Below are 12,284 nucleotides of genomic sequence, written 5' to 3'. Positions count from 1 at the left end.
GTTTACTGGAAGCCTCGACGGCCGCCGGTATCAGTGATTTTGACTATTCAAACCGATCACCCCCGTGCATTTCAGAAATGGCCTCACAACGCCCCTGAACAGGAAATACGCGCCGAAGAAAAGGGTGTGACTTCTCATTCCCCGTCGGCGGATTCCAGTTTCGAGAGCGCCGGCAACCGCACCCGGAACACCGCGCCCCGGCCCGGTTCACTCAGCACTTCCACAGTGCCCTCGTGCGCGGCCACGATGGCCGCCACGATGGCCAGCCCGAGGCCGGTCCCGGTGGCTTCCCGCTCGGTGTTCCTGGTCCGCGCGCCGTCCGCCCGGTAGAAGCGCTCGAACACGTGCGCCTGCTGCTCCGGGGTGAGGCCGGGCCCGCTGTCGGCCACCTCCACCACCGCGTGGTCCTCGCCGGAGGGGTACACCCGCAGCGTCACCGTCGCGTCCGGCGGCGTGTGCACCAGCGCGTTCGTCATCAGATTACCGATCACCTGGCGCAGCCGGGCGTCGTCGCCGTACGCCACCAGCCGCTCGGGATCGTCGCTCACGTCCAGCTCCACGACCCGGTCCGGCGCGGTCGCCCGGGCCGCCTGCACCGCGTCCATGGCCAGCACCGGCAGCTCGACCGGCGCCAGGTTGAGTGGTCGTTCCCGGTCAAGCCGGGCGAGCAGCAGCAGGTCCTCGACGAGCAGGCCCATCCGGGACGCCTCGTCCTCGATCCGCCGGACCAGCCGGGCCACCGCCTCCCGGTCGGAGACCGCGCCCTGGCGGTACAGCTCGGCGAACCCGCGGATGGTGGTCAGCGGCGTGCGCAGCTCGTGCGAGGCGTCCGCGACGAACTGCCGCATCTTCTCCTCGGAGCGCACCGCCCGGCTCTCGGAGAGCTTCGCGGACTCGGCCGCCGCCATGGCCTGCCGCTCGGAGGCGGCGCGGGCGTGGAACGACGCCTCGATCTGGGCCAGCATCGTGTTCAGCGCGGTGGAGAGCCGGCCCAGCTCGGTGGTGGGCTCACCGCCGTCCGACTCCGGGTCGGGCACCCGCTGGCTGTAGTCACCGGCCGCGATCCGCCCGGCGGTCCGCTCGATCTGCAGCAGCGGGATCAGACTCTGCCGGACCAGGGCCGCACCGACGATCGCGAGCGCGAGCAGCACCCCGACGCCGACCAGCACGTCCACCCAGACCAATCGGGCTATCACCGCGTCGATACCGGTCATCCGCTGGCCGACGTAGACCACCGTGCCGTTGTCGTTGACCTCGGCCAGCAGCCGCCACATCCACTTGCCGTTCACCGAGCGCACCGTGTACGGGGTGTCGGCGTGCGACTCGACCTCCTCCACACCCTTCAGCAGGGGCGGCAGGTCCTCCTCGGCAACGTTGCGGCCGCTCAGCACCGGTCCGATGCCACTCATCGCGGTGTACGCGAACATCCACTCCATCGGCGCGTAGACCCGGAAGTTGGTGTCGGCCAGCAGCCCCAGGTCCTTGTAAGTGGCCCTGAGCTGGTTGTCCAGCCGGTCGACCATGTACGTGTGCAGCGCGATCGTGCTCGCCGAGCTGATCAGGGTCAGCGCCGCGAACACCAGCACCAGCACCGACGCGACCAGCTTGGTCCGGAGCGAGGCCTTGCGCAGGCTGGTCTGCTGCGGGAGCGCGGTGCGGACCCGTTCGGTGAGTGACATCGAGCCCGGCTTAGACGGCCGGTTTGCGCAGCACGTAACCCACGCCGCGGAGGGTGTGGATCAGGCGCGGCTGCACGTTGTCCACCTTGCGCCGCAGGTACGAGATGTAGGACTCGACGATGTTGTCGTCACCGCGGAAGTCGTACTTCCACACGTGGTCGAGGATCTGCGCCTTGGAGAGCACCCGGTTGGCGTTGAGCATCAGGTAGCGCAGCAGCTTGAACTCGGTCGGCGAGAGCTGCACCCGGCTGCCCGCCCGATAGACCTCGTGGGTCTCCTCGTCGAGCTCCAGGTCCGCGAAGACCAGCCGGGACGGCTGCTCCTCGCCGGCCGTGGTTCGGCGCAGCACGGCCCGGATCCGGGCGGTGAGCTCCTCCAGGCTGAACGGCTTGGTGACGTAGTCGTCGCCGCCCAGGGTGAGCCCACGGATCTTGTCGTCGGTGCCGTCCCGCGCGGTCAGGAAGACCACCGGGGTGCGCTGCCCGCCCTCGCGCATCAGCCGGATCACCTCGAAGCCGTCGAGGTCGGGGAGCATCACGTCGAGCACGACCAGGTCGGGCGCCGCGCTGCGTGCCGCGCTGACCGCGGCGCTCCCGCTGGTCGCCGTGGTGACGTCGAACCCGGCGAAGCGCAGGCTGGCGGAGAGCAGCTCGAGGATGTTCGCGTCGTCCTCGACGACGAGCAGCTTCGCCTCGCTCTGCTTGGGCTGGGTCTGAACGGCCATGGGGCCATTCTTTCCCCGCCCCCTGCGCCCTTGCTGCAGGCTTGCTGAAAATTATCTGTGAGGCGTACCGCGTCCGGAGATGCTACGCGGCCAGCCGGTAGCCGTGGCCGGCCATGCTGCGCTGCGCCGCCCGGGCCAGCGCCCGCCGGTCCGCGCCCGGCATCGGCCGCAGCGCCGGAGCGGTGATCACGGCGATCGTGGTCCGGCGCACCCGGGCGATCCGCCGGATCGAGGCGAGCAGCGTGTCGTCGCCGATGAACGACGCCTCGGTGGTGTCGTAGGTGATCGAGGTGGGCACCACCGGGGCGCCCGCGTCGATCGCCGCCTGGAACAGCGCCGGACGGAAGTCGCCCCGCTCGGCGCCGCAGTACGTCGTACCCTCGGGAAAAGCCGCAACCGACCGCCCGGCCCGCAGCGCGGCCGCGACCTCGCCCACCGTCATCGGCAGCGTCCGCGGCCTGGTCCGGTCGATGAAGATCGCGCCGCTGCGGCTGGCGGTCGCGCCCAGCGCCGGCCAGGAGCGCACGTCGTGCTTGGCCACCAGCCGCACCGGCGTCACCGCGACCAGCGCCAGGATGTCCAGCCAGGAGATGTGGTTGGCGACCAGCAGGCTGCCCGGGCGCGGCGCCGGGCCACGCACCACGAGCGTCACCCCGAGGACCGCGAGCAGGCTGCGGGCCAGGGTCCGCAGCGCGGCGCCACGCAGCAGCGCCGCCGGGAGAAGACCGATCAGGAGTACGCCGAACACGCCCACCACCCGCCACCCGGCGGTCCAGGCCCCGGCGGCCGGTGCGTCGCCGGGCCGGCAGCGGTCGCCACAGCCCGACGCGGGCTGCCAGAGGGCGGTACCGGGCGCGGTCATCGGGTCGCGCCCAGGAAGTGCCGGCGGTACCGCGGGTCCAGCCGGTCCATCGAGAACAGCACGTAGAAGTCGGCGCAGTCGAAGGCCGGGTCGAAGGCCGGCTCGCCGCACACCCAGCTGCCCAGCCGCAGATACCCCTTGAGCAGCGCGGGGACCGCCACCTTCGGGTTCGCGACCAGGCCTTCCGGCGGCGTCCACGGCGTGCGCGGGCGGATCCGCAGCGCGGGCGGCGCCAGGTGCTTCTCGTTGATCCGGGCCCGGACGCCGGCCGCGGTGACCCCGCCGTCGCCGAGCGGCACCGAGGCGCAGCCGCCGAGCCAGCGCAGGTTGTTCAGGTGCAGGTACCGGGCGATGCCGGCCCACATCAGGTTGACCACGGCGCCGGAGCGGTGGTCCGGGTGCACACAGGAGCGGCCGATCTCCACCAGCTGTTCGCGCAGCGGGCGCAGGGCGCTCAGGTCGAACTCGGAGTCGGCGTACCGCCGGCCGGCCAGGTCGGCGGCGCGCGGCGGGAGCATCCGGTAGGTGCCGACCACGTCACCGGTCGCGTCGTCGCGAACGATGAGGTGATCGCAGTACGCGTCGAACTCGTCGACGTCGAGTCCCGGCGCGCCGGGCGCGAGGGTCGCGCCGAGCTCGCCCGCGAAGACGTCGTGACGCAGTCGCTGCGCGGCCTCGACCTGAGTCTGGTCGTCGGCGATGAGAAGCGTGTAGCCGCTGGTCCCGGTGGGTGCAGCAGCGGTCATCAGAACTGCCATGTGATTTTTGTAAGGGTGACAGCTGCCGATGGCGTGTCGCGCCAGGAGGCGATGCGTGGCCGGTTGATGAACGGCTTGTGCGAAGGTCGGTGGATGCGTATCCCGGCACGCTTCAACGGCCCGCCCGGCTCCGGAAACGGCGGTTGGTCGGCCGGCGTCTTCGCCGCCGCCGCGCCCGGCTCCGGCATCCGTCAGGTCACCCTCCGGCTGCCTCCGCCACTGGAGGCCGACCTCGAGGTCCGCGACGATCTCGTGTACGCGGGCAGCTCCCTGATCGCCGAACTCGCCGACGTCCCCGATGCGGGCCCGGGCGTCGACCCGGTCGGATGGGACACCGCGGTCACCGCCGCGCGGGACTACCCCGGCTTCACCGCCCACCCGTTCCCGACCTGCTTCGTCTGCGGGCCGGAGCGGGCCGAGGGCGACGGTCTGCGGATCTTCCCGGGCCCGCTGCCGGACGGCCGCACCGCGGCGCCCTGGACGGTCCCGGACGAGGTGTCCGCCCCGCTGCTCTGGGCCGCGCTGGACTGCCCCGGCGGCTGGACCGCGATCACACCCGGACAGGCCTACGTCCTGGGCCGGATCGCGGTGGCCCTCGCCACTCTTCCCGAACCCGGTGCGCACTGCGTGATCACCGGGGCGGTCGTCGAGCTCACGGGCCGGAAGGCGCTGGTCGACTCGGCGGTGCACGGCCCGGACGGGCAGCGGCTCGCGGTCGCCCGGGCCACCTGGATCAGGACGGCGTAGGACCGAGGATCGGGTCACAGACCGGACGTCCGGACGGGCGACGCTCGCGCACGGCGTAGCCTAGACACCGGATCCTAGCCCGTCCCGCGTGACGGAGATGTCACGTGATGACAAACACGGTGAAAGAGGCGAACGCGGCAGTGTCGACGCAGCAGACTTCGCAGGACAATCCACTCGCGGACTTCGGTCCCAACGAGTGGATCGTCGACGAGATGTATCAGCGGTACCTGGCCGATCCGACCAGCGTCGACCCTGCTTGGCACGATTTCTTCGCGGACTACAAGCCGGCGATGGCCAAGGGTTCGATCGCGACGCCCGACGAGGCGACCGCGGCGAACGCGACCAAGTCCGCGGCGAAGGCGGGCACTGACGCGCCGGCCGCGGCCACGGTCGCACCCGCCAAGACGGTGACGCCGCCCACACCGGCCGCGAAGCCTGAGGCGGCCAAGGCGCCGGCCGAGAAGCCCGCGCCCAAGCCCGCCGCGAACGGCACCGCTCCGGCGGGCGCCAAGACCACGGTCCTCCGTGGCGTGGCCGGCAAGATCGTTCAGAACATGGAAGCCTCGCTGCAGGTCCCCACCGCCACGTCGGTGCGCGCGGTCCCGGCGAAGCTCATGGTCGACAACCGCATCGTGATCAACAACCACCTCTCCCGCGGGCGGGGTGGCAAGGTCAGCTTCACCCACCTGATCGGCTGGGCGCTGATCCGGGCGGTCGTCGCGCACCGCGAGATGAATTACAGCTATGCCGAGATCAACGGCAAGCCCACCCTGGTCGACCCGGAGCACATCAACCTGGGCATCGCGATCGACCTGGCGAAGAAGGACGGCACCCGCACCCTGGTGGTGCCGTCCATCAAGGGCTGCGAGCGGATGGACTTCCGGCAGTTCTGGCAGGCGTACGAGGACGTGGTCCGGCGCGCCCGCCGCAACGAGCTGACCATGGAGGACTACTCCGGCACCACGATCTCGCTGACCAACCCGGGCGGCATCGGCACGGTGCACTCCATCCCGCGCCTGATGAACGGGCAGAGCGCGATCATCGGCGTCGGCGCGATGGAGTACCCCGCGCCGTACGCCGGGATGAGCGACGAGACGCTGACCGAGCACGGCGTCAGCAAGGTCACCACGCTGACCAGCACGTACGACCACCGGGTCATCCAGGGCGCGCAGTCCGGCGAGTTCCTCAAGGTGATGCACGAGCTGCTGCTCGGCGGGCACGACTTCTACGACGAGATCTTCACGTCGCTGCGTATCCCGTACGAGCCGGTCCGCTGGGTGCGCGACGTGGCCCGGACGTCCGAGGGGCAGATCGACAAGGCCGCCCGGGTGATCGAGCTGATCCACGCGTACCGGGTGCGCGGTCACCTGATGGCCGACACCGACCCGCTCGAGTTCACCATCCGCAAGCACCCCGACCTGGACGTGCTGCAGCACGGCCTGACCCTGTGGGACCTGGACCGCACGTTCCCGGTCGGCGGCTTCGCCGGCAAGCAGAAGATGAAGCTCCGCGACGTCCTCGGCGTGCTGCGCGACAGCTACTGCCGCCGGATCGGCATCGAGTACATGCACATCCAGGACCCGGAGGAGCGCCGCTGGGTCCAGGAGCGCATCGAGGTCAAGTACGCCAAGCCGGACAACGACGAGCAGAAGCAGATCCTGCTCCGGCTCAACCGGGCCGAGGCCTTCGAGACGTTCCTGCAGACCAAGTATGTCGGGCAGAAGCGGTTCTCGCTGGAGGGCGGCGAGTCGCTGATCCCGCTGCTCGACTCGGTGCTGCAGCTCTCCGCCGAGTCCGGGCTGGACGAGATGGTGATGGGCATGGCCCACCGCGGCCGGCTCAACGTGCTCACCAACATCGTCGGCAAGCCGTACGAGAAGCTCTTCAACGAGTTCGAAGGCTGGATGGACCCGAAGTCGGCGCACGGCTCCGGCGACGTGAAGTACCACCTGGGCCAGACCGGCAAATACACCACGCCGGACGGCCAGCACTCCACCACGGTCAGCGTGGTCGCCAACCCGTCCCACCTGGAGGCCGTCGACCCGGTCCTGGAGGGCATCGTCCGGGCCAAGCAGGACCGCCTGGACCTGGGCCTGCACGGGTACACGGTGCTGCCGGTGCTGGTGCACGGCGACGCCGCGTTCGCCGGCCAGGGCGTGGTCGCCGAGACGCTGAACCTCTCCCAGCTGCGCGGGTACCGCACCGGTGGCACGATCCACGTGATCGTGAACAACCAGGTCGGCTTCACGACGGCTCCGGAGTACAGCCGCTCGTCGATGTATTCCACCGACGTGGCCCGGATGGTCGAGGCCCCGATCTTCCACGTGAACGGTGACGACCCCGAGGCCGTGGTCCGGGTCGCCAAGCTGGCCTTCGAGTACCGCCAGACGTTCAACAAGGACGTCGTGATCGACATGATCTGCTACCGCCGCCGCGGTCACAACGAGGGCGACGACCCGTCGATGACCAACCCGCGGATGTACCAGATCATCGACACCAAGCGCAGCGTGCGGAAGCTCTACACCGAGGAGCTGATCGGCCGCGGTGACATCACCGTGCAGGACGCCGAGGAGCAGCTGCGCGACTACCAGTCCCGTCTCGAGGAGGTCTTCAAGGCCACCCGGGACGCGGCCGGTAACCCGCCGCGACCGCATCTGATCACCGAGGAGCCGGAGCCCGAGGTCGAGTCCGCGATCACGGCCGACGCGGTCCGGGCGGTCGGTCAGGCGCACGTCGAGCTGCCCGAGGGCTTCACCCCGCACAAGCGGGTCCAGCAGCTGCTCGACCGGCGCGCCAAGATGTCCAGCGACGGCGGCATCGACTGGGGCTTCGGCGAGCTGATCGCGTTCGGCTCGCTGCTCGCGCAGGGCGTCACGGTCCGGCTGGCCGGTCAGGACTCCCGGCGTGGCACATTCACCTCGCGGCACGCCGCGATCGTGGACTCCAAGACCGGCAAGGACTTCCTGCCGATCGGCACGCTGGCCACCGGGAACGCCCGGTTCTTCGTGCACGACTCGCTGCTCTCCGAGTACGCCGCGATGGGCTTCGAGTACGGCTACTCGGTGGAGAACCCGGACGCGCTCGTCGTCTGGGAGGCCCAGTTCGGTGACTTCGTCAACGGCGCCCAGTCGATCGTCGACGAGTTCCTCTCCTCCGGCGAGGTGAAGTGGGGCCAGCGCTCGTCGCTGGTGCTGCTGCTCCCGCACGGCCAGGAGGGCCAGGGACCGGACCACTCGTCCGGTCGCCCGGAGCGCTTCCTGCAGCTCTGCGCGCAGGACAACATGCGGGTGGCGAACCCGACCACCCCGGCGAACTACTTCCACCTGCTGCGTCGTCAGGCGCTGTCCAGCAAGCGCAAGCCGCTTGTGGTCTTCTCGCCGAAGTCGCTGCTGCGGCACAAGCTCGCGGTGTCCCAGGTGTCCGACTTCACCCAGGGTGCCTTCCAGCCGGTCCTCGGCGACGCCGGTATCAACGGCCAGCCGCTGGACGCCGGCGCGGTGAAGCGGGTGCTGCTCTGCTCCGGCAAGGTCTACTACGACCTGTTCCAGGCCCGGGCCGACCGCGGCATCACCGACACCGCGATCATCCGGATGGAGCAGATCTACCCGCTGCCCGTCGACGAGCTCAAGGCGATCCTGGCGCAGTACCCGAACGCCGAGGACTTCGCCTGGGTCCAGGAGGAGCCGGCCAACCAGGGTGCCTGGTCGTTCGTGGCGCTCAACCTGCTGGAGCACCTGGAGGGTGTGCGGCTGCGGCGGATCTCCCGCCCGGCGGCGGCCGCTCCGGCGGTCGGTTCGGCCAAGATGCACGAGGCCGAGCAGCAGGCTCTGATCGAGGCGTCGTTGCCGCGCCCATGATCCGCTGGTGACAGGGGGCGCTCCGCGTTTGCGGGGCGCCCCCTTTTACTATCCGTGCATGTACTTCACCGATCGGGGCATCGAGGAACTGACGCAGCGGCGCGGCGAGGAGACCGTCACCATCGAGTGGCTCGCCGAGCAGCTGCGCACCTTCGTCGACATCAACCCCGAGTTCGAGACCCCGATCGAGCGCTTCGCCACCTGGCTCGCTCGCCACGACGAGGACGACGAATAACCCTTTCCGGTACGAATACCGAGCGCACGTCCGCAGGCTACGAGCCGCGTCCCGTGATGGTCTCGCGCGACACCGCGGCCGGTCCAGGCCGTGGCGCGCCTCCCGGTCTTGGCTGTGACTCAGGGGTGGCTCCCGTGCCGGGAGGCACCCCTGAGTCACAGCCGGGCCGATGGGCTCCTCGGCCGGGGGACCTTCGGCCCGGCGGGGGCCGACCCGGGCCGGTAGGTTGAGCACGTGGCGCGCAGTGTCTATGTAATGGGCTTGGGCCCGAGTGTCGGCAAGGGCGCTGTCGCCCTGGGGATCGTGGAGCTGCTGTCCCGGCAGGTGGCCGGGGTGTCGGTGTTCCGGCCGCTGGTCTCGGGCGCCGGCAGCGACCCCCTGGTGACGTCGCTGCAGGAGCGCTATCCGGGGCCGGTGCCCGCGGCGGACTCGTTCGGCGTCACCATGGCCGAGGCATCCGCGCTGATCGCCGACGGCAAGCGCGAGGAGCTGATCGGCCGGATCGTCGAGCGGTACCGCGCGGTCGAGCGGCTGAGCACCGCCGTCGTGATCATCGGCAGCGACTTCTCCGACAACAGCGACGAGGGCCGCGACGAACTCCCCCGCGAGCTGGCCTTCAACGCCCGGCTCGCGACCGAGTTCGGCAGCGTGGTGATCCCGGTGGTGAGCGGCGAGGGCCGGAGCGGGGAGTCCCTCGCCGGGGCGGTGCGCAGTGCGTACCACTCACTCGCCGACCTCGGCGCGACGGTCGCCGCGGTGATCGCCAACCGGGTGCCGCCGGCCGCCTCGGGCGGCCCGGCGCCGGGCCTTCCGGTGCCGTTCTGGGCGATCCCGGAGTTCCCGGTCCTGGCCGCACCGACGGTCGGTGAGGTCGCCGACGCGCTGGACGCCACGGTCCTCTCCGGCACCCCCGGCGCCCTCGACCGCGACGTGCTCGACTACGTCGTCGGCGCGGCGCACGTGCCCACCGTCCTGGCGCACCTGACCGACGGGGCGCTGCTGATCACCCCGGGCGACCGGGCCGACCTGCTGGTGGCCGCGAGCGCCGCGCACGCGGCCGGCACGGTCACCCTGGCCGGGCTGGTGCTGACCCTGGGCGAACCGCCCGACCCGCGCGTGGTGCAGGTCATCGAGCGGCTCAACACCGGCCTCGCGATGCTGGTCACCAAGTCCGACAGCTTCCACACGATCGCCGCCTCCGACCGGGTCGAGGCCCGGCTCGGCACGCCCCGCAAGGTGCAGGCCGCGCTCGGCGTCTTCGAGGCGAACGTGGACACCGCGGCGCTCTCCACGGTGCTCGACGTGGCCCGCTCGTCCAAGGTCACCCCGCTGATGTTCGAGAACGACCTGATCGACCGGGCCCGCGCCGACCGCCGCCACCTGGTGCTCCCGGAGGGCACCGAGGAGCGGATCCTGCGCGCCACCGAGACCCTGCTGCGCCGCGGGGTGGCCGGCCTGACCCTGCTCGGCGACCCCGACGAGATCACCCGCCGGGCCCGGGAGCTGGGTGTCGACCTCGGTGACGCCCGGCTGATCGACCCGGCCACCAGCCCGTGGCGGGACGACTTCGCGGCCCGCTACGCCGAGATCCGCAAGGGCCGGGCGGTCACCCTGGAGCTGGCCTACGACGTGGTCCGCGACGTCAACTACTTCGGCACCATGATGGTGGCCTCGGGTTATGCCGACGGCATGGTCTCCGGCTCGGTGCACACCACGGCCGCCACCATCCGCCCGGCCTTCGAGATCATCAAGACGGTCCCGGAGGTGTCCGTGGCGTCCAGCGTGTTCTTCATGCTGCTGGCCGACCGGGTGCTGGTCTACGGCGACTGCGCGGTCAACCCCGACCCGGACGCCGCCCAGCTCGCCGACATCGCGCTCTCCTCGGCGACGACCGCGGCCGCGTTCGGCATCGAGCCGCGGGTCGCGATGCTCTCCTATTCGACCGGCAAGTCCGGCGCGGGCGCCGACGTGGAGAAGGTCGCGGCGGCCACCGCGCTGGTCCGGGAACGCCGCCCGGACCTGCCGGTCGAGGGCCCGATCCAGTACGACGCGGCGATCGACCCGGCGGTCGCGGCCGCCAAACTGCCCGGCAGCACGGTGGCCGGCCAGGCGACGGTGTTCGTCTTCCCCGACCTGAACACCGGCAACAACACCTACAAGGCCGTGCAGCGCTCGGCGAACGCGGTCGCGGTCGGCCCGGTCATGCAGGGCCTGCGCCGTCCGGTGAACGACCTGTCCCGCGGCGCGACGGTCAAGGACATCATCAACACGGTCGCCATCACGGCGATTCAGGCGGGAGCGAAATGACCCGGGTGCTCGTGCTCAACTGCGGCTCCTCGTCGGTCCGCTACCGCCTCTACGACGGCAGCGACGTGCTGGCCAAGGGCCTGGTCCAGCGGATCGGCGAGTCCGGCGGCGACGCGGCCGACCACGACGAGGCGCTGCGGACGCTGATGGACCGGCTCGACCTGAGCGGGCTGGCCGCGGTCGGGCACCGGGTGGTGCACGGCGGCGAGCGGTTCACCACGTCCACGGTGATCACCGACGAGGTGGTGGCCGCGGTCGAGGAGCTGATCCCGCTGGCGCCGCTGCACAACCCGGGCGCGCTGACCGGCATCCGGGTGGCCCGCAAGCTGCTGCCGGAGGTGCCGCAGGTAGCCGTCTTCGACACCGCGTTCCACTCCACCATCCCGCCGGAGGGTGTGCTCTGGGCCGTCGACCGCGACCTGGCCGAGCGCTACGGCCTGCGGCGGTACGGCTTCCACGGGACGTCGCACGCGTACGTCTCCCGGGAGACCGCCCGGGTCCTCGGCACACCGGCGGCCGAGACCAACGTGATCACCCTGCACCTGGGCAACGGCGCCAGCGCCGCCGCGGTCCGGGGCGGCCGGTGCGTGGCCACCTCGATGGGGATGACCCCGCTCAGCGGCCTGGTGATGGGCACCCGGTCGGGTGACATCGACCCGAGCCTGGTGTTCCACCTGCACCGCGAGGCCGGCATGTCCCTCGACGAGATCGAGGAGTCCCTCACCCGGCACGGCGGCATGCTCGGCCTGACCGGCGCCAACGACATGCGCGAGGTCCAGGAGCGCGTCACCTCCGGCGACCCGGACGCGGTGCTGGCCTTCGCCGTCTACACCCGCCGCCTGCGCGAGTACGTCGGCGCCTACCTGGCCGTGCTCGGCCGGGTCGACGCGATCACGTTCACCGCCGGTGTCGGCGAGAACTCCCCCGAGGTCCGGGCGGCCGCCCTGTCCGGCCTGGAACCCCTCGGTATCCGGATCGACGAGGCCCGCAACCGGGCCAACGCTCTGATCATCTCCCCGCCCGGCGCGCCGATCACGGTCTGCGTCGTACCCACCGAGGAGGAGCTGGAGATCGCCGACGAGTCCCGCCGCGCGCTCTCGCTCTGATCAGAAAAC

At 71.0% G+C, this 12,284-nt stretch carries 9 protein-coding genes; 5 read left to right on the top strand and 4 right to left on the bottom strand.

The features are described 5' to 3' along the window. Nucleotides 1-134: 134 nt before the first annotated feature. The 4 genes from Apa02nite_RS07230 to Apa02nite_RS07215 all read right to left on the bottom strand — a co-directional run bounded on the left by Apa02nite_RS07230 (nt 135) and on the right by Apa02nite_RS07215 (nt 4,023). On the bottom strand, nt 135-1,679 hold the full coding sequence (locus tag Apa02nite_RS07230) for a sensor histidine kinase (protein ID WP_203824348.1): 1,545 nt from the start codon (nt 1,677-1,679) through the stop codon (nt 135-137). A 10-nt stretch (nt 1,680-1,689) separates the two neighbouring features. Continuing rightward, nucleotides 1,690-2,403: a response regulator transcription factor gene (locus Apa02nite_RS07225; protein ID WP_067697235.1), complete on the bottom strand. Its 714-nt coding sequence runs from the start codon at nt 2,401-2,403 to the stop codon at nt 1,690-1,692. Between the two features lie 82 nt (nt 2,404-2,485). Further along, entirely contained in the window at nt 2,486-3,265 is a 780-nt protein-coding gene (locus Apa02nite_RS07220; protein ID WP_203824347.1) for a lysophospholipid acyltransferase family protein, read from the bottom strand. Then, nucleotides 3,262-4,023, bottom strand: a complete 762-nt coding sequence (locus Apa02nite_RS07215) for a GNAT family N-acetyltransferase (protein WP_203824346.1) — start codon at nt 4,021-4,023, stop codon at nt 3,262-3,264. The genes Apa02nite_RS07220 and Apa02nite_RS07215 overlap by 4 nt, the downstream gene beginning before the upstream one ends. A 93-nt stretch (nt 4,024-4,116) precedes the next feature. On the opposite strand from Apa02nite_RS07215, the gene Apa02nite_RS07210 reads away from it, so the two are divergent. From Apa02nite_RS07210 to Apa02nite_RS07190, 5 genes are all read left to right on the top strand, one after another. Next, nucleotides 4,117-4,770, top strand: coding sequence for a hypothetical protein (locus Apa02nite_RS07210; RefSeq protein ID WP_203824345.1), 654 nt, complete (start codon nt 4,117-4,119; stop codon nt 4,768-4,770). A 140-nt stretch (nt 4,771-4,910) separates the two neighbouring features. Next, on the top strand, nt 4,911-8,627 hold the full coding sequence (locus Apa02nite_RS07205) for a multifunctional oxoglutarate decarboxylase/oxoglutarate dehydrogenase thiamine pyrophosphate-binding subunit/dihydrolipoyllysine-residue succinyltransferase subunit (protein ID WP_203824436.1): 3,717 nt from the start codon (nt 4,911-4,913) through the stop codon (nt 8,625-8,627). Between the two features lie 58 nt (nt 8,628-8,685). After that, on the top strand, nt 8,686-8,862 hold the full coding sequence (locus tag Apa02nite_RS07200) for a DUF6104 family protein (protein WP_198171041.1): 177 nt from the start codon (nt 8,686-8,688) through the stop codon (nt 8,860-8,862). A 234-nt stretch (nt 8,863-9,096) separates the two neighbouring features. Further along, nucleotides 9,097-11,169, top strand: a complete 2,073-nt coding sequence (gene pta, locus Apa02nite_RS07195; protein WP_203824344.1) for a phosphate acetyltransferase — start codon at nt 9,097-9,099, stop codon at nt 11,167-11,169. Beyond that, nucleotides 11,166-12,275, top strand: a complete 1,110-nt coding sequence (locus tag Apa02nite_RS07190; RefSeq protein WP_203824343.1) for an acetate/propionate family kinase — start codon at nt 11,166-11,168, stop codon at nt 12,273-12,275. The genes pta and Apa02nite_RS07190 overlap by 4 nt, the downstream gene beginning before the upstream one ends. The last annotated feature ends 9 nt before the right edge of the window (nt 12,276-12,284 follow it).

Source organism: Actinoplanes palleronii (assembly GCF_016862315.1).
In the GTDB taxonomy this organism is placed as follows: Bacteria; Actinomycetota; Actinomycetes; order Mycobacteriales; family Micromonosporaceae; genus Actinoplanes; species Actinoplanes palleronii.
Note: the sequence above shows the minus strand (reverse complement) of the source record. Positions and strands in the feature narration are given on the sequence as shown.

What these genes read in the sequence shown, in the direction of transcription:
- Apa02nite_RS07220 (WP_203824347.1), bottom strand. Translation starts at nt 3,265, where the DNA reads ATGACCGCGCCCGGTACCGCCCTCTGGCAGCCCGCGTCGGGCTGTGGC.
- Apa02nite_RS07215 (WP_203824346.1), bottom strand. Translation starts at nt 4,023, where the DNA reads ATGGCAGTTCTGATGACCGCTGCTGCACCCACCGGGACCAGCGGCTAC.
- Apa02nite_RS07230 (WP_203824348.1), bottom strand. Translation starts at nt 1,679, where the DNA reads ATGTCACTCACCGAACGGGTCCGCACCGCGCTCCCGCAGCAGACCAGC.
- Apa02nite_RS07225 (WP_067697235.1), bottom strand. Translation starts at nt 2,403, where the DNA reads ATGGCCGTTCAGACCCAGCCCAAGCAGAGCGAGGCGAAGCTGCTCGTC.
- Apa02nite_RS07190 (WP_203824343.1), top strand. Translation starts at nt 11,166, where the DNA reads ATGACCCGGGTGCTCGTGCTCAACTGCGGCTCCTCGTCGGTCCGCTAC.
- Apa02nite_RS07200 (WP_198171041.1), top strand. Translation starts at nt 8,686, where the DNA reads ATGTACTTCACCGATCGGGGCATCGAGGAACTGACGCAGCGGCGCGGC.
- Apa02nite_RS07210 (WP_203824345.1), top strand. Translation starts at nt 4,117, where the DNA reads ATGCGTATCCCGGCACGCTTCAACGGCCCGCCCGGCTCCGGAAACGGC.